14 protein-coding genes are annotated in these 18,401 nt (G+C 58.9%); 4 read left to right on the top strand and 10 right to left on the bottom strand.

Annotation, left to right across the window (positions count from 1 at the left end; all coding sequences use genetic code 11):
- Positions 1-55 precede the first annotated feature (55 nt).
- Complete coding sequence (locus tag IPI58_04375) at positions 56-1,750, top strand: DUF4116 domain-containing protein (GenBank protein ID QQR69887.1); 1,695 nt, start codon at positions 56-58, stop codon at positions 1,748-1,750.
- 63 nt (positions 1,751-1,813) lie between these two features.
- Here the strand turns inward: IPI58_04375 and IPI58_04380 are convergent, their stop codons facing one another.
- The 7 genes from IPI58_04380 to IPI58_04410 form a co-directional block, all read right to left on the bottom strand.
- Entirely contained in the window at positions 1,814-2,212 is a 399-nt protein-coding gene (locus IPI58_04380; protein ID QQR69888.1) for a hypothetical protein, read from the bottom strand.
- 73 nt (positions 2,213-2,285) lie between these two features.
- Positions 2,286-3,263 (bottom strand): hypothetical protein, encoded by a 978-nt coding sequence (locus tag IPI58_04385; protein QQR69889.1) that lies wholly within the window; start codon positions 3,261-3,263, stop codon positions 2,286-2,288.
- A 168-nt stretch (positions 3,264-3,431) separates the two neighbouring features.
- The gene (locus tag IPI58_04390) at positions 3,432-4,475 is read right to left on the bottom strand and encodes a hypothetical protein (protein ID QQR69890.1); all 1,044 of its coding nucleotides are present in this window, start codon (positions 4,473-4,475) and stop codon (positions 3,432-3,434) included.
- Between the two features lie 138 nt (positions 4,476-4,613).
- On the bottom strand, positions 4,614-6,158 hold the full coding sequence (locus IPI58_04395) for a DotG/IcmE/VirB10 family protein (protein QQR69891.1): 1,545 nt from the start codon (positions 6,156-6,158) through the stop codon (positions 4,614-4,616).
- Positions 6,127-7,437, bottom strand: coding sequence for a hypothetical protein (locus IPI58_04400; GenBank protein QQR69892.1), 1,311 nt, complete (start codon positions 7,435-7,437; stop codon positions 6,127-6,129). Before IPI58_04400 ends, IPI58_04395 begins: the two co-directional genes overlap by 32 nt.
- A gap of 140 nt (positions 7,438-7,577) precedes the next feature.
- Positions 7,578-8,270 carry a DotI/IcmL family type IV secretion protein gene (locus IPI58_04405; GenBank protein QQR69893.1) on the bottom strand — a complete coding sequence of 231 codons (693 nt, stop codon included), beginning with the start codon at positions 8,268-8,270 and terminating at the stop codon, positions 7,578-7,580.
- 22 nt (positions 8,271-8,292) lie between these two features.
- A complete protein-coding gene (locus IPI58_04410; protein ID QQR69894.1) occupies positions 8,293-8,946 on the bottom strand; it encodes a DotI/IcmL/TraM family protein in 654 nt (217 codons plus the stop codon).
- A gap of 179 nt (positions 8,947-9,125) precedes the next feature.
- On the opposite strand from IPI58_04410, the gene IPI58_04415 reads away from it, so the two are divergent.
- The 3 genes from IPI58_04415 (at position 9,126) to IPI58_04425 (ending at position 15,441) form a co-directional block, all read left to right on the top strand.
- Positions 9,126-9,620 carry a hypothetical protein gene (locus tag IPI58_04415; protein QQR69895.1) on the top strand — a complete coding sequence of 165 codons (495 nt, stop codon included), beginning with the start codon at positions 9,126-9,128 and terminating at the stop codon, positions 9,618-9,620.
- A 92-nt stretch (positions 9,621-9,712) separates the two neighbouring features.
- Positions 9,713-12,385, top strand: a complete 2,673-nt coding sequence (gene pepN, locus IPI58_04420; protein QQR69896.1) for an aminopeptidase N — start codon at positions 9,713-9,715, stop codon at positions 12,383-12,385.
- 95 nt (positions 12,386-12,480) lie between these two features.
- The gene (locus tag IPI58_04425) at positions 12,481-15,441 is read left to right on the top strand and encodes a hypothetical protein (protein ID QQR69897.1); all 2,961 of its coding nucleotides are present in this window, start codon (positions 12,481-12,483) and stop codon (positions 15,439-15,441) included.
- A 394-nt stretch (positions 15,442-15,835) separates the two neighbouring features.
- On the opposite strand, the gene IPI58_04430 is transcribed toward IPI58_04425, so the two are convergent.
- The 3 genes from IPI58_04430 to IPI58_04440 are packed head-to-tail and all read right to left on the bottom strand — an operon-like array spanning position 15,836 to position 18,377.
- Complete coding sequence (locus IPI58_04430; protein QQR69898.1) at positions 15,836-15,985, bottom strand: DUF2474 family protein; 150 nt, start codon at positions 15,983-15,985, stop codon at positions 15,836-15,838.
- Entirely contained in the window at positions 15,982-16,998 is a 1,017-nt protein-coding gene (gene cydB, locus IPI58_04435; GenBank protein QQR69899.1) for a cytochrome d ubiquinol oxidase subunit II, read from the bottom strand. The genes IPI58_04430 and cydB overlap by 4 nt, the downstream gene beginning before the upstream one ends.
- A complete protein-coding gene (locus tag IPI58_04440; GenBank protein ID QQR69900.1) occupies positions 16,995-18,377 on the bottom strand; it encodes a cytochrome ubiquinol oxidase subunit I in 1,383 nt (460 codons plus the stop codon). Before IPI58_04440 ends, cydB begins: the two co-directional genes overlap by 4 nt.
- Between the last annotated feature and the right edge of the window lie 24 nt (positions 18,378-18,401).

The following is an 18,401-nucleotide window of genomic DNA, read 5'->3' on the forward strand; positions in this document are numbered from 1 at the left end:
GACAAGCCGAGAAACTATTATTACGATATAATTATGGTATAGGCGTGGACTAGTCTTGCGAATCAAAATGTGTCTTTCCAGCAAGAATGATATCCATGAGCCGCAAGTTAAAAGCCATCATCGAGGCCCAGAATCAGGGGCCTATGCCCAGATTTGGCAGGCCGACCCAACCCAAAGAAAGACCTATCTGCATTGGCTGGCGGATAGGTTCTTGAATAACGCCTTGCTTCTGGAAGATCTGCCCAAGGCCACGGCCTATCTGGCCGCCTTTCATCGACATAAAAACAATCTTCCCAACACGTCAGATGGCCAGTCTGGGAAGAAGATCGACTCTTATTCCCGTCTGCCGCAACTGTACCGCGCCGTCGCACCATATCTGCCCGAAGAGGCCCAAGACCCGGAGCAAGAGGCGGATGCCGACGCCGCCCCGGACATCATCGAATTGTTCCATCACAATCACCTGCGGGTGGTGATCCCCCTATCCACCGCCGCCGCCACGCGCGAAGGGCGCGGCACGCAATGGTGCACGGCCTATGGCACCGCGCCGAACCATTTCTGGAACTATGCCTGCCAGGGGCCTTTGCTGATTGTCCATACACCAGATGAAACCGGCAAGCCGCGCAAATACCAACTGCATTTTCCCTCAGACCAATTCCACGACGAAGCGGATGAGAAAATCAATCTTGTCGAACTGACACGAAATCGGCCCGAGCTGTGGCCCATCTTGGAGCCTTACGCCCAAGCCGCCGTTGCACAGAATGGGGAGGCACTGGAATCTGTTCCCGAAAAACTGCTCAGCGAGGCCATGTGCCTGACCGCCGTCACGCAGAATGGGGCGGCACTGCAATATGTCCCCAAAGAACTGCGCATTGAGACCATGTGCCTGACCGCCGTCACGCAGAATGGGGAAGCACTGCAATATGTCCCCGAAGAACTGCGCAGCGAGGCCTTGTGCCTGACCGCCGTCGCGCAGAATGGGCGGGCGTTGTATTGTGTGTCCAAAGAATTACGGACCCCTGCACTGTGCAAGACCGCCGTTGCGCAGAATGGGGAGGCACTGGCAGTTGTCCCCAAAGAACTGCGCATTGAGGCCTTGTGCCTGACCGCCGTCACGCAGAATGGGGCGGCACTGCAATATGTCCCCAAAGAACTGCGCATTGAGACCATGTGCCTGACCGCCGTCACGCAGAATGGGGAAGCACTGCAATATGTCCCCGAAGAACTGCGCATTGAGGCCATGTGCCTGACCGCCGTCGCGCAGAATGGGCGGGCGTTGTATTGTGTGTCCAAAGAATTACGGACCCCTGCACTGTGCAAGACCGCCGTTGCGCAGAATGGGGAGGCACTGGCAGTTGTCCCCAAAGAACTGCGCATTGAGGCCATATGCAAAGCCGCTGTCACGCAGAATGGGCAGGCGTTGAGGGCTGTCCCCAAAAAATTGCGCACCCCCGCGCTGTGCCTGGCCGCCGTTATGCAGAATGGGGCGGCACTGCTATATGTTCCCGAAGAACTGCGCACAGACGCCATGTGCCTAGCCGCTTTGCACTCCATCATCCGCGCGGCGCAAGAGAAGAATGAGCGTATGAGATTCGATATCTTTCACCTGATTCCTAACAAACAGCAGGACCAGATGGCCAAGAAAGTCGGGCTGGGGTTTGACGCGAAGGGATTCATGACCGTCGCACCCTCTCGCCCTTTTCCCGCGCCCATGGCCTTACCCGGCTTGGTCGCGCATGCGCGTGCGGCTTGAAAGTGGTGTGTGATTAAAGACGGATTTCAGTTTTTAAGCATCGAGGTCCAATCACCCATCACATCACGCACCAAAGCCTGGCAGGATCTTCCCCACACCTTGCGGAGTAGCGCCGGTCGTGGCCAGCGTCGTTTGAATCCAGCCTATCGTGGGCTGCACTGCCACCAAAAAGGAACCTACACCCAAGCGTCCAAGCCCGGCCGATAAAGGCGTGCCGTTGGGATTATCGCCGTATTTTTTCAAGAGAAGACCGCCCGACAAGATGAACAAGGCCCCGGTGATGTAAATCAATCCCGAGACCACAACCGGCAGACCCGCAATACCTTCGTTCACTTTTTTAACGGATTCTCCCAGAATCTGGGCCCATGCAGGATCGGGCAGCGCAGCGAGGATGATAGCGGCCACAGCAGCCAGCCTGGCCACGTCCGAGATCGCTCCGCATCGAGATGAATGATGTGTCATGTTGCTCACCCCATAGAATTCATGAACAAGAACGGATTGCTGACAGACGTCCCACCGACCTAACGCCATCCCTTTATGGGTCATAGTGTCCAGGAGAGGTGAACGGTGCCGTCATCCCCGCCGTTTCGGCAAGAGAGTTCACAAACGGCACGATATTGATGGCCAACGCGCCGCCGATGATATGCGACATGGCCACGCCCATAGTGGCCTGACCGCCTTCCAGGCGTGCCTTGAGCACATAGACCCCGCGCATAAAAGCGACCCAGCCGATCATCTGCACAAAGGTCATGATGGCTTCAAAGGTCTTGTTGATGCGAGTCACGTCCACGCCGCCGGGCAATGTACTCCAGGCCAAGCCGCTAAAATGCTTAATCTCATTGTCGCCAAAAAGAGTGTTCTCGAACATCATCATCACCTGCGCCGCCGCGATCAACATGCAGCCGGTCAGTAACGAGCTGATGATCGCCGACAGAGATGACTTCCCGTCCGAACCGAATTTGTTGGCGCGCACCAAACCCTGGACGATCAACACGCCGCCCAGGATGTAGCACATAGCACCCAAGAGCATGGCCACGGGCGTGCGGATATTGTTGATGATATTGGTGACCATTTGATCGAGCGGCACACCGGGATTACCCGCTGTGGGCGCTGTGCCCCCCGTGCATACGCCCAGATCCTGCGTCCCGCCGGTCCCCGTGATGGCCAATGTCGCGATCAGCCAGCCAATGAAGGATGGCATGGCGATTAAGCCGGCGGCCGCCATGATCTTCCATATGGCCTTGGACAGAGGATTTTGCGCTGCATTCTCGGTAAACTTAACCAGGGCTTTCCCCCCGGCCAGTAAGAACGCGCCCCCGCCAATATAGCCGATCCCTGATATCAGGATCGGGAACGCGCCTGTATTCGTATACACATTGCACAATATGCTGCCCAGATACTGGGCATGAGCCTGAGCCGGATACATAGCCGCCAAGACGAGGACGCCGGCGGCCATCATCATATCTATCGCGGCACAGGAATCACTCTGACGCACGGAACGCATCGGCGACATAACCACTCTCCCACCATAAGCCTTTTCATTGTAACACAATGATCAAGGCGTGAGAATGCGATTCTCCAGGATTGGACGTTAACAAGGGCTTTCACATAATTCGCGCCCCGAATGAATCGGCAAATACCGATCAACCGGAGCGCGAATAGGAAGTCCGATGGCCCAAGATTATTGGATCAGGCCCTGACTACCCACGATGACCCAACGATCACCCACAGATTGGATTCCTTGAACCTTGCCCACGCCCGACAAGACCTCGCCAGGCGAAACACGGTAAAGCTTTTCAGGATCCTTGGCCGGGGCCACCCAAGCTGCCGTCGGTGTCGCGGCGCGCAGCAGCCAGCGGGTGCTGACCGGGCGCTGTTCAGGCGGCAGATTGGCGGCACTGACCGAGATTCGGCCGCGACGCACAGGTGCCGCCTCGGCAGCCACAGCGCGCGCGGGGGCCTGGCGAGATACCGGCGCGGCGTTTTGCTGGGTTTTCTGCCGCAGGTCGGTAATCAAACCGACCACTTGCTTAAGCGTCGCATCGGTCGCTTGGCCACTGGCCTCACTGCGCCGAATCTGATCTTGCATCGTGTTCACGGTCTTCTCCAAAGCCTCCAGACGCTGCAAAGTCTGCATGTCAGGCGCGGCGGGGGCTTGGGCCTGTTGTTGCTGAGGCTGTTGCGGGACCATCGGCTGAGGGACCATGGCTTCCGCAGGAGCGGGTGGCACGGACGCATCGGGGATTGTAGGCGCTGAGGAAGGAGAAGCCGGGACCATCGGCATCGCCACCGTAGGCATGGCCGAGCCATCCATAGGCACAGGAGCCATGGGGGTTACGCCGGTTGAATCGATCTTTACAGGGGGCGGAATATCCGCCGTCAAGGCACCCGTCGGGGCCATGGACGCCGTTTGTATGGGGGCCGATTGCGGCTTGTTCATCGAGTGCCAAATATAGCCACCGCCACCGGCCACGATAACCAGCCCCAAAAACGCGAACAACCATCCCATGCGGTTGCCATGATGGGCAGGAGCGGATTCCTCGACATGACCTTCATGCGCGGGAGCCGCGCCAAAATCATCGTCGCCGTGGATATCACCTTCCCATTGCTCGTCACCGATGCCGCCCGGATCCATGCCGGTGTCCGAGGCGAAGTCCTGATCGGCGGCGGTGCCTTCCTCAACAGAGAAGGCATCATCTTCATAGGGGGGCTGCTGGGGCGTCATAACAGATAACTCCTTGGCTTGGCACGGCTTGCACGGAATCTGGCCGATCCATGACGGACAGACCGCGCATCTTCATTCTCAGTCATATTACGGGACGGAGAGAGATTCAAACTCCTATCCGTAGTGACCGATATTTTTTTACCGCATGGTGGATGGGGAAACCCTCTCATAGCCGCCCGCATTCATGCGATTAGTTGGCGCATAGACACCCGTATCGGAACCGCCCGAGCGATAATCTGTCCGGTTGGCATAGCCGCTTGAAGGCATATTTGAGCCATAACCGCCACCATAACCCGATCCATAGCCGCCGTAACCACCCGCCCCATAGCCGGACGGGCCCTGCTGCGCCATGGACTGCTGACGTTGGGCCTCGCGGACGATATCTTGCCAGTTGGGCGCACCATCCATCGACGACCCCGCCGGGAGATCCAACGGGCGCGTTTGGTTGACCATGGAGATCGGCTGGCCGTCCTCACGCACCGATTGCGTAAAGAACAGACCAAACGGCGTTCCGGCCGCCACTTTGACCAGTGCCTTGGTGCGGGCCGCTTCCTGCTGAAGGAATCCGCCCACCGTTCTGGCGGCGGCGGCACCGCCCTCATATAGGCTTTCTTCGGTGTCTCTTTTGAACTTCTCTTGAATGACAACATCGCCAGAAACGACTGTCGCGCTGCCCGCATCGCTGATCGCCGAGGCGAAGCCCTCCAAGAAAGAGGCGGCGGCAGGCAGCACGACGCGCACGACATAGCGCCCGTCATATTCCGTCACCATCGCGCCCAATGTGGTATCCGGGTCCAAGGCGATGGCACTGATGCTGTAATCTTTCCCCTTATAGTTCAGCTGGGTAAAGCGCAGCACCAGATAGTCATCGGACACCGTGAAAGCCCCGATCAAACGCGCCCCGTTGAACGGCCCCGACACCACCTGCGCCAAAATGGCACCAGGCACATCGGAGTTGGCCTCGGTTAGCATCTGTGCGTAATTCACCGTTCCCGCCGAGACGATAATCTTGCCCCCCGTATCATCGGGCCGAATCCCTTGCCCTTGACCGGCCGCAGCCTGGGCTTGACGCGCGGCGGCCACCTGCTCTTCCGTTTTAAGCACCGCGACCTTACCCGCCACCGGCACCCAATTCTGCATCATCGACTGCATCTGTTGGCGCATCAAAGCCACCAAATTGTCCTCGACCGGTTCGCGCGCAGCAGGAGGTTCGGGCCGCTGGGGGCGGCGATCAATGCGAAATTCGCTGAGTCCCTCGTTTTCCGAAGTATCCACATTGCCATGACCGGCCGCCGTCGAGCGCGTGTCGCCACCCACGGGCGTGGGCATGGCGCTGGCACCTTGGGCCGCCGCCTGGCGAGCACGATCTTCCGCCGCCTGGCGTTGAGCTTGGATATAAGCGGGCGTAGTCGCGCCGCCGGGAGCTTCGCGCAAATTGGGGGGTGCCGCGGTAGAACTGCGTTGCTCATCCGGCTTGCCGCCGAAAATACCCAGCAACGCCGCCGTCACCGCGCCACCTGCCACCAACAGGATAATCAGCTTGACCAGTGGCTGCGACTTCCACGACGAAGCAGGCGCGCCAGCCATATGTTGATCGGCCGCGCGCTGTTCGCCCTGCAACTCGAAGGGCGGCTCCTCGAGGTAGTCGTCCTCAGGGGGTTCGGGAGGCGGTTGCTGTTGCATGGTCTTCTTCCACAGAGAGATAAGCGCGCGTCAGGTTACCTTCATCGGACAGCAGCAAGACCGGCGTCTCGGCCAATTCATAGACGGTCATGCCATCTCCCGATGAAACGCTGGATTTCCACGACGGGGACAACAAAGTGAGAGGCGTGCGTAAGAAAATCCGCGCACCGAATTTCCAGGCCATGTTGCGCCCATCCACGCCGCTGATCTTCATCCGCTTGGCCTCACGCGGCGGGGCATTTTCCAGCACTGACATGATGACTTCGTCCCCGGTGATCAGCGTGCTGCGATCAATAAGCGGTGCCTTGGCCTTAGGCCCGAATTTCGGGATGCGAGCGTCATAGCGATAATCCACCTTGGGACCGCCCGAAACCAAACGGAAGGTGATGGGCACCGGCAGGTCCTGCAAGAGAACCGAGATATTGCCGGTACCAAAGCGGGTAAGAGGCGAAATGCGGATGACATGACTGCCCGCGCCGGTGGGCGACACTTCGAAATTACCGCCGACACCAAAATCCATGATTGGCCAGGGCTGGCCGCTGGCGTCCAGTAAGGCGATGGTGGTGACATAGCCCGCGCCCACATTGACAATCGCCGGCTCAGCCCCGGGGTCAAGCGCCATCGTATGCGCTTGAACGACGCCTTGCGGTTGGCCGGTGCTGGGCGGAGCGGCGGCGGCCTGGCTCTTTTCCAGGCGGCTCATCAGTTCGCGAATCTGTTCGGGCGAGAGAGGCATAAAGCCTTCGGCCGCCGTTTCAAACGCGCTGGAGCGGCGCAAATCTTCCTGCACCGCCGTTTGTACGCTTTCGGCGCGCCGCTGTTCGGCCGCTTGCTTTGCGGCTTCCGCCAAAACTTCGGGATCCGTGACCAAGGCCCGCTTATGCAAAGCGCCACGATCCACAGAGTTTCTGCCCATCTCATCCGCAACACCCGCAGGGGGCAGGAAATGCGACACCTCCTTCTTGGGGGAGAGTTCCTTGGACGCAGGGGTACCTGCCGTTTGAGTCGACGATTGGGTTCTGGGCAAGGCCACAGGGGCCGCCGTTGGAGAGGATGTTTCAGGTGCCGAAGAGACAGGATCCGGAGAGTCGACCGTCTCAGCGCCGCTGCGGGGAGACTCAAGCCGAGGCTTAACATCGGGCGAGGTCTCGGCCGCATAGGCATCGAAACCCGACCACGATTCCCACGCGCCTGCCGCAACAGGCGTCAGCGCAATGCTGAACGCCAAAACGACGACAACAAAACCGATCCCCATGCTTTGGGTATGCCTTCTTACCATGATCCCCCCGAGACAGGGTCCAAATAGAATCACTTCCGCTGCAGGGAGTCATACCATGTCATGAGGGAAGGCTCTAGCTTTTCTGTTCCTTGATCAACAAGGAGTGACTCAGCGTTGCGCCACAGCACCGCACACAAAACCTAACGGGCATCCCACAAATCAATCGCCACACCATCAAGGCGCCGCCGACTAGGCACCCGCACCAGCGTCAAAGTCACCAGAACTTTCCTTGATTCTGATTTATTTTCAATAGCATAGTTTACCCAAACGGGGACTTGGATCTGCCATGTCGTGCGGGTTTTATCACGACCTTGGGAGATGATAACCGGTTCACCTGCTGGGATAGCGGTCACTATCTGTTGGTTTCCCACCACACGATCCTTGACCCCTGCCTTACGCAAGGCCTCGGCGTAACGCCGCCAGCCTTGATCCGTGAAACGTAGACGGATGCGATCAAGCGCTTGATCGTAGTTATGAAACCCAATGGTCATGACATCCGTGACCGCCGTCCGCGCCCAAGCCAAGACCGCCTTTTGCGTGACATTCGGCTCGTCGAACGGCGTCATGGGCATGGTATCCGGCACACGCCCCAACATCTCCAAGGCATGCCCGGACAAAAATGCCGGAACGTCACGCGCGGGGGCACCGTCATGAAGGACGTGGATATGATAGGCCAGCTTGCCCAGCGCTTGATTGGCCGCCACCAAAAACAAGGGAACCAGGCAAAAAATGATAAGCCCTTCGATCAACACCAGACGCTGCAACGAGGCAACGCTTAGCCCCGCCCCTGATGACGGGCGATGCGGCGCAGCGCGGCCTGAATGCGCGTTCACGTCCTGAGACGATCGAGATCGATCAGCGGAAGGGTTGGGCGACCCATTGTTCAATGGCCACTCCCTTCAATGTCTGCAAGGTGGAGGCCCGCACGATTTTCAAACGAATTTCCCAATACATCGGCTGCAAGGGCAGTTTGCCACCCTTGAATTCGATCTTCACGCGCGGAATGCGGATCAACCATTTATAGGTGGATCCGTTCATGTCGGGAATGACGCCACGATCCAGTATTTCGGGCGCGCTTTCAATCGAGGCGGTGACCGTCGAATCGGTCTTTTCAACGCTTTCGATGATTCGCGATTGGTCCAGCGCCAGAGTAAACGCATGCCATCCATCGGGAATGGTGAAGTTCGTCATGTTCGCTTGCAGGCGCTGACGGTAATTGACCGAGTTGAAATCCATCACTTGTTTAACCGTCTCCGTGGCCCAAGTCAGCATCTCGGCTTCGCTTAGATACGGCTTGTCCAGCGGCATGATCTCGATCAAACGGCCATCTTCCGTCGTGGCGAAGAACACATGCTTTACATCGGCAATCAGCAGCGCCGCGATCAACGAGGCCAGCAGCACCAAGATGACCAACGCCTCAATAAAGGCCACCTTCAGCAAAACACGATAGCCGTCGCGATAAAACGCATTGCGGTTGACGACGGTAGCAAGGGCGTTCTGATCGGCCATAACGGAGTCCATCGGGGAGGGCGAATAACTCAGCTTCTTAACATGAACTTGATAAGTTGTTAATGGCGGAAGGCAAAAAGGCACTTTCTCCGGATGCTTCGAAGATTTCTTGCCTATTCGTTTCGCTTCCATTAGTCTGGCACGGACTCGTTCTGAACGTTTAAAATAGGATTTAGCCCATGTCTCATGACACACATCCATCAGGATTACAGGACTCATCTCATCTGACGGCACGCGATTTCCTGGGCAAAACGACCAAGACGCTTTCGCTGATCGCCACGCGCCCCGAATCGGCTGTGCCGCAGATATTGAAATTGGCGCAAGATATGGACGAACGGCGCGATACTTTGGAAATAGGAGAGCAGATCTATCCCAGCCAATTGGCCTTCTATGCCAGTCAAATCGCCCGTCAAGCCAAGCTCTATGCACTGGCTCGAGATGCGCGTGCGGCGCTGAACGCCTATAACCGTACGGAAAGTTCTTTACGTCCAAAGCATCACGGGATATTGCGCGCCATGCGTTATTATGAATTGCGCAATGCTCATATTGAATGCGGATACGACAAGAACGGCCAACCGCTCGTGATGGTCCGCCGGTCTCCTCATAAGCCACTTCATTATAAGCCCCTCCATTTGCTCAAGCGGATATGGCAGAGCTTTATTCCGCGTTACTGATAGATTCTCGGCCCATGCGCGGTGAGGCTTGATCTTGGGGGCGTCCTGCCCCACATAGTTTGGGTGACCATTTCCTGCAAGGATCGCCGCCCATGACTTCTGCCGCCCCCCAGCCCGTTCGCTTGGAAGATTACGCGCCGCCGCCTTATCTGGTGGATGAGGTGGATTTGAGCGTGGATATCCAGGACGCGCACACCCTGGTCCATGCGCGGCTGACGATGCGGACCAACTCCGAATCCTCGGGCGATTCGCCCCTGCAACTGGACGGCCACGGCCTTGAGACGCGCGCGGTGGTCCTGGACGGCCAGGAATTGCGCGAAGGGACGGATTACCGCATCGAAGACGGGCAAAGCCTGATTGTGACGCGCCCTGTGGGCGCTTCCTTTGTCCTTGAAACCGTCTGCGCCATCGATCCGGCCAACAACACCGCCCTGGAAGGCTTCTATGCCGCAGGCCCTATTTGGTGCACCCAATGCGAGGCGCAAGGCTTTCGCCGCATCACTTGGTATCCCGACCGCCCCGACGTCATGGCGCGTTTCACCGTCAGCCTAGAGGCGGATGCCGCGCGTTTTCCCGTCTTGCTGTCCAACGGCAACCCGCATGGCGAGGCCGAATCTCTACCCGGGGGCCGTCACCGCATGCGGTGGCACGATCCGCACCCCAAGCCCTGTTATCTGTTCGCCATGGTCGCGGGCGATCTGGCCTGCGTCGAAGACAGTTTCGTCACCCGCTCGGGCCGTCTGGTCGCGCTGCGTTTTTTCGTCGAACACGGCAACGAGGACCAGGTGTCCTATGCCATGCAGGCCCTGAAAAACGCCATGCTATGGGATGAACGCGCCTATGGCTTCGAAGTCGATTTAAACACCTACAGCGTGGTGGCCGTCGGGTCCTTCAATATGGGGGCCATGGAGAATAAAGGCCTGAACATCTTTAATACCAGCTGCGTCCTGGCGCGGACCGATCAGGCCACCGATGGCGATTTCCTGTATGTCGAGAAGGTCATCGGTCACGAATACTTCCACAACTGGACCGGCAACCGCATCACCTGCCGCGATTGGTTCCAGCTGAGCCTGAAAGAAGGGCTGACGGTTTTCCGCGATCAGCAATTCTCCGCCGCCATGAACTCACCCGCCGTCGAGCGAATTAAAGAGGCGCGGATGCTGCGCGTGCGCCAATTCGCCGAGGATGAGGGGCCGACCTCGCATCCCGTGCGGCCCAACCAATATATGGCCATCGATAATTTCTATACCGCGACCGTCTATGAGAAAGGCGCCGAGGTGGTGCGCATGCTGCACACCATGCTGGGCGAGGCCGGATTCCGGCGCGGCATGGATCTGTATGTGCGGCGGCATGACGGCCAAGCGGTGCGGTGCGAGGATTTTCTGGCCGCCATGGCCGATGCCAACGACCAGGACCTGAGCGCGTTCATGGGATGGTACACCCAGTCCGGCACGCCGCGCCTGGAAGCGACGGGAATCTATGACGCGACCGCGCGCCGCTTTACTTTGACTCTGCGCCAATCCAGCGCCCCTACGCCCGGACAACCGGACAAGCACCCGTTACCCATCCCTGTGCGCATGGGCCTGTTGGGCCCCGATGGCCGCGATCTGCCTGCGCGCCTTGAAGGCGAGAAAGAGGAAGGCCAGACCAGCCGGGTGTTGCTGATCACCCAGCCCGAGCAGAGCTTTACCTTCACCGACATCCCTGCCCCGCCGGTCCCTTCCCTGCTACGCGGCTTTTCGGCCCCTGTCCGCTTGACTTATCCGTGGAGCGAAGAGGAGCTGACCTTCCTGATGAAGCATGACAGCGACCCCTTTAGCCGTTGGGACGCCGGACAAGTCTTGGCGATTCGTCTGTTGTTGACGATGACCGATACCCACGCCCATGGCGGTCCGATGGAAGTCCCTGGACATTTCATCGCCGCCTTCGCACGTATCTTGGAAGACGAGTCGCTGGATCCGGCCTTTGCCGCCACCGCTTTGTCCTTGCCGGGCGAGATGGAACTGGGTCAACAGCAACGTGTTGTCCTGGTGGACAGCTTGCACGCCGCCCGAACCATGCTGCGCCGTCATTTGGCTGAAACTCTGCGCGATTCCTTTCAGCGTCGCTGGAGCCAATTGGCCGCCCAAAGCGATCCGCAAGCGTTGGACGGCGCGCATATCGGGCAGCGCGCTTTGCAAAATCTGTGCCTGTCTTATCTAGGGCTTGTGGAGGATGATGATATCCAAGCGCAGGTTGTCAGCCAGGCCCTGCACGCCGCCAACATGACCGATGTCATGGCGGCCATGGCCATATTGGCCGATGGCCAGAATCCCAAACGCGACGAGGTCTTTTCAGCTTTTCATCAGAAATGGGGCCATGCGCCTTTGGTGGTCGATAAATGGTTCTCTTTGCAGGCCACATCGTCCCGTTCGGACACCGTGGGCCAGGTCAGGGAATTGATGAAGCACGCGGATTTCAGCATGAAGGTTCCCAATCGGGTCTATGCTCTGTTGGGCGGCTTTGCCAAAAACAACCAGCTTCAATTCAACAGCGCCAACGGACAAGGCTATGCGCTGGTCGGCGATGCCATCATCGAGCTGGATCAACTGAACCCCATCGTCGCCGCCCGCATGGCCACCGCCTTTGGACGCTGGCGCAGTTTCGATGCCACCCGCCAAAATCTGATGCGCCAGCAGATGGAGCGCATTCTGGCCCAGCCGCGTCTATCGCCTAACACCTTGGAGATCATCACCAAGACGCTGGAAGCGCCGGAAACTCGTTAAATCCTTCCCGGAAACCATTTTCCGCTCTTGAGTCTTCCGCAGACGATACGGCATTGTGCGGCCTTATGTTTGCGCAAGCGAATGGGAGCTTTGGGATGGACCATACGGATTTATCTGGACGCATTCGCCGCGACCTCGAACAGGGGCTGGAGCAGGTCGATGCGCGGCTATGCGCGGGAACGGAGACAGCGCGCAAGGCATGTCGCATGCGCAGCGACCAGATCGATGCGGCCCTGGTGACATTGCTGGACTCCTTTCCTCCCCCCTTCCCGGCCAGCGTGATGTTGATCGGCGGATCGGGACGACGGGAATCCTTTCCCAATTCGGATGTCGATATCCACATCTTGCATGACGAGAATCTCGATCTACAGGATGCCGGCACGCAAGAATGGTTCATCCTTTTCAGTGATGCGCTTCGCAAGGCCGGATTGCAGATCGAGGGCGGACATATCGGCACATGTTTGCGTCTGCCTACTGATTTCAGGGAGAGCATCGCTCAAGAGCATGCCCGCACAGGCAAGCCCACCATCCTGACCAGTCTATTCTCGCACCGCCATATATGGGGGCTAGAGAGTCTTTACGACTCGTTCTCCGGGGATTTCAAAGCCTATATGGCCAAGGACATGGACAGGGTCTTTCTACGAGACAGCCTGATGCGGCAAATGAACAAGCGACACAGCGCCACGCCCATGCTGTTCGATCCGGGGCCATGGGGCGGTGAAAACGACATGGCTTTGGCGCATATGCATGCGCGTGTCTTCGTCACCGAGTCCGTGGATATTAAAGAAGGATTGGGCGGATTACGGGATTTGCAAACCATCGATTGGTTGGCCTGCGCCTATGGGCACCCGACGCATGGCCGAGGCGATACGCGCCCGGGTCTGCTGACGACCGAGGAAGCCAAAGAACTGGATACCGCCCATGAGGCCACGGCCGCCTTGCGCTGGCATATCCACCAAGTGAACAACGCGCTGCCCGCCCCGCCCGTGGCCAAGGACCGCGACAAACTGCCCGATATCCATTATGCCCTGGTCGCCCGGCGCATGGGCATCGCCCCCGACGATTGGCGAGAGATGCCCGCCGGTCGCGTCTGGTTGCATCGGAGCCTGCGGCAACGCAACGCCAATATCCGTTTGCTGCAAATCTTTATGGGAGCCTTGCAGGGAACGGCGGGTGCGCAGCGCGTGAATAAAGATCACATGTCCGCCTCCCCCTCTATCGTGGTCGATCATCCACACTACATATCCTCGCCCTTAGACAGCCTGCTGCTGACGGCCTTGTCCGTGCAGATGGACAAGGGAACGCCGGCCATCGCGCGCATGCATAGGCTGCATCGCCTGGCACGCCAATTTTTGGCGCAGAACGACCATGTCCCCTCCACCAAAAACACAAACGCGTTGATGCGGCTAATCGTGGACGGTCACGATATTCGCGGCCTGGCCTTGCTGTCATACTTGGGCGTCCTGCCGCGTTTGATGGACTACGAAGATTCGGTCTTGATGCCGCCGCGCCAGGCTTGGCAGAATACGGTAGAGGATCAGCACGGCCTGTTGACCCTAGACGTGCTGCGCCATATGCATACGCCGCATCGCCAGCTACCTTGTCGGCATGACAGAGAAGAAATCACCCCCATCCACGATGCGTTGGCCATTCCCGAAGATCCGATCTTCACCGGTCTGGCAGGTGGATTGAGCAAAGAACACTGGCAAAGCCTGTGCGTGGCGGCGCTGCTGCATGACATCAACAGCGCGCGTGGCGGAGACCACGCCCTGCAGGGCGCGCCGCGCGGGCGTGACCTTTTGGACAAACTGAAACTTTTAGAGCCATCGCAGCGGCACGACGTGGCTTTTCTGATCGAGTTCCACCAATCCATGAGCCGCTATGCCGATCGTCATGATCCGTGCGACCCCAAAGACGTCCAGCGTTATTTTATTCGACCCATGAATTTGGGGCATAACCCTCATCTGCTGACCATGTTGCTGCTGCTGACCGTTGCCGACACCAAGGCGGCCACGTCCGGTCCGAGCATGGGCCTGCCGCGCACTCTTAGTTCCGTACGCGCGGCGCAGCTGTTGGCGTTGTATCAATCCGCCATGCGTCTATGCACCGGCCAACCGGACGAAAGGCTGGCCGTGATGCGCGAGTCGAATTTCGACCCGCGCCGACAAATGAAGGATATTAGCCAGATTCTTTGCGAAGACGGATGGGAAGCGGGGCGCATTCAAGGGTTGGTCCATCGCCTGGAACGCACCCGCCCGTCGATCTTGCACGACATCCGCGCCGACGAGCTGGCGCAATTGGCGCAAATGCTTGATCAGCCCGACGCGCAAAACGTGGTGGTTAGGATTGGCCCTGACGATCCGGCTTCGCCCACTTTACGATTGGCTATTCTGGGTCCCAAAGACCGTCCCGGATTGCTGGCACGACAGGCCGATGTGCTGGCAAGTTTGGGGCTGAGCATCGTCTCGGCTTCCATCAACCATCTGGATGGAATGGCCTGCAATATTTATCAGGTCGCCGCCTTCGATCCGGGCAGTTTGAACATCATGCGTCCCCGCGACCCCGACAAGCTGCAAAAGATTCAGCCTCTATTGGAATCGTCCCTGCGAGCCGACAGTTTCGAAGCGGCGCGCGCGACCCTGCCCCAGGTTCCGACGACATTTGGACTCTCACGCGCCCTGGCGCATCGTGATCTGCCCCCGGATGTGCGACGCTTGATGACGCACAAGACCGATGGCAGCGCCTCGATCCGCCTGCGCGTATCGGGAGCCGACCGACCGCGCCTGCTCAGCGATATCGCGAAACGCATCGAATCCCATGGCTTTAACATTGCCCACGCCCTGATCATCACCCAAGGCCCGATGGTGCGAAATACCTTTGTCATCGGCAACACACAAACCATCGCGCCCGATCTTCATGCCTTGGATCATCTGACCCGTTCGTTAGAAGAGCTGCTGCACGGCACCCCCTGCGCACCGGAGCGACCAGCCGAATCCCAAGCCAACAGCACCGCATCCACGCGGCCCGTGGTCACAAGGCCATGTCCCGCGCCGTAGTAGTTGGGGCGGCGGCCAATTTCTTGCCAGGCTTGGGCGGCGTAAAAGGCGCGTGCGGCTTGGTTTGTTTCCGCCACTTCCAGCAACATGCGCTGTGCGCCATGCGCAAGGGCATGATCGATCGCGGCGTGCATCAGGCGTGACGCCAAGCCCTGGCGGCGGCATTCAGGCGCGACCATTAGCATCAACACCTCCGCCTCGTCGGGCAGATGTCGTGCCAGCACGAAACCGCATAAAGATTTCTGATCACGCAGCCCGAAACCGAAGGTTTCTGCCAGGTTAAGGCTCTGCGCATAGGCGGCACATGACCAGGCGGTTCCCGCTTCAAGGCCGTCGCCCGCCAAGCGGGCCATATCCTCGGCGTCTTGGGGGGTCAGAGCATGAAGAGCTGGGCTTAAAAGCCCTTCATCAGCCATTTCAACAAACCCGTCACCACCGCCAGCGCGGCGATGGAGGCCGCGTAGATCCCCACGAACCACGCCAAGCCCTTGACGGCCTTACGGGGCGACGAAGCGGACACAGGCGAAGAAGGCCGAACGGTCATTCATACCCCGCATGACGGCGCACCTTGCCGCGAAACACCCAAAAGCTGAACGCAGTATAGAACAACACCAAAGGCAGGAAAATCACCACCCCGACCAACAAGAACCCCTGAGATTCCGGCGCGGCGGCTGTATCCCATAGTGTCAGGACACGCGGGACGGTATAAGGCCACAAGCTGACCGCCAGCCCCAGATAGGACATCAAGAACAAGCCGATGGTGCATAAGAAGGGCATCAATTGGTGCCTCTTATGCAGCGACCATAACAAGGCACCCGCCAGAAACGCCGTGAACAGGGGCACCTGGGACAGATACAAGAAGTTGGGCAGGCTGAACCAACGCTGGGCGATTTCCGGCTGAGTGATCGGGGTCCATAAACTGACGCCCACGATGAAGATGATCAAGCCAAAGGCCAGCACCCGCGCCGCCAGCAAGGCGCGCGCCTGCAATGGCCCCTCCGCCTTAAGCACCAGCCAGCACGCCCCCAACAAGGCATAACCACAAGCCAGGCCGATGCCGGTGAACAGGCAAAACCATGTCAGCCATGGCGTGCCGACGATATGCCCCTGAGCGTCCAGGGTGAAGCCCTGCACGAAGGCCCCCAGCATCACGCCTTGGGCCAAAGCCGCAAGGCTGGATCCCAGCCAAAAACAACAATCCCACACGCGCCGTCCTTTTTTTTGCGCCTTAAAGCGAAACTCAAACGCCACGCCCCGAAACACCAAGGCGAACAACATCAACATCACGGGGCCGTATAACCCGGGCAGCAAAGTGGCAAAGGCCAGGGGAAAAGTGGCCAACAACCCGCCGCCGCCCAGCACCAACCAGGTCTCGTTGCCGTCCCAAAAAGGAGCGACGCTGTTCATCATCGTCTCGCGCTGATCCTCGCCATCGGCCATGGGCATCAACAGCCCCACGCCCAGGTCAAAGCCGTCAAGCATGACATACATGAAGATGGCGATGGCGACCACCGCGCCGCAGATCATCGGCAGCCATTGCGCCCAATCGTGGCTCATGCGTCGTCTCCTTGCACCGGTGGGCGGGCCGCCATTTCGCGTCCCACCAACACCTCTTCGTTCTCATGGATCGCCTTGGGGCCCTGCACGATCATACGCAGCATGTAATACACCAAGGCCATCAGCAGACAGCCATAGACCAAGACGAACAGCGCCAATGAAAACGACACCTCGCCCGCCGTGACATGCGAGACGCTGTCCGAAGTCCGCATCAGTTTGTACACCGTCCAGGGCTGACGCCCGACCTCGGCCACCGTCCAGCCTGAAATGGTGGCGATAAAGCCCAAGGGCACGGCGGCGATGGCCGCGCGCAGAAACAGGCGATTGTCATACAGCTTGCGCCGCCAAGCCAGATACACGCCCCAACCCGCCAACACCAGCAAGGCCGTGCCGCAACCGACCATCAAGCGGAACGCGAAAAAGACGATAGCCACGGGGGGACGGTCTTTGGCCTCCACTTGATCCAGTCCCGGCACCACGCCGTCGGCGTCATGGGTCAAGATCAAACTGGCCAATTTGGGAATGCCGATTTCCGCCTCGTTGCGCGCCTCTTTTTGATTGGGCAGGGCGAAGAGCAACAAAGGCGCGCCGGCCATCGTTTCCCAGCGTCCTTCGATGGCGGCGACCTTCATGGGCTGATGCGCGAAGCTGTTCTGCCCGTGAACGTCGCCGATCACCGCTTGAAGCGGCGCGGTGATCGCCGCCATAAGCAGGGCCAAAGCCAGCCCCTTACGGGCGAAATCGGGATGCTCGCCGCGCAGCATGTACCAGGCATGCACGCCCAGAACCATAAAGGCGGCGGTCATATAGGCCGCCAACACCATATGGGCAAAGCGATAGGGGAAGGACGGATTGAAGATGGCCTCTAGCCAATTGCTGACATGGAACTTGCCGTCAATCAGATGGAACCCCGCCGGAGTCTGCATCCAGGAATTGGCCGAAAGGATCCAAAATGCGCTGATCACCGTGCCCACCGCCACGCAGCATGTGGCGATGAAATGTTGGCGCGGACCGACCCGCTCCAACCCGAACAGCATCACGCCGATAAACCCGGCTTCGAGGAAGAAGGCGGTCAGCACCTCATACCCCAATAAAGGCCCCAGCACATTGGCCGTCGCGGCGGTAAAGGGCCCGAAATTCGTGCCGAATTGATAGGACAAGACAACGCCCGTGACCACGCCGACGCCAAAGCCCAAGGCGAAGATACGCGACCAAAAGCGAAAGAGCTGCAAATAGACCGGCTTTCCGGTCTTGATCCAACTGGCTTCCAGGACCATCAGGAAACTGGCCAGGCCGATGGTAAAAGTGGGAAATAGAATGTGGAATCCGACCGTAAAGGCGAATTGCAAGCGGGAAAGAACCACCGCGTCCCAGATCATCCCCAAACTCCCGGTTGCATGAGA

It is taken from the genome of Alphaproteobacteria bacterium, assembly GCA_016699305.1.
Classification (GTDB): Bacteria; Pseudomonadota; Alphaproteobacteria.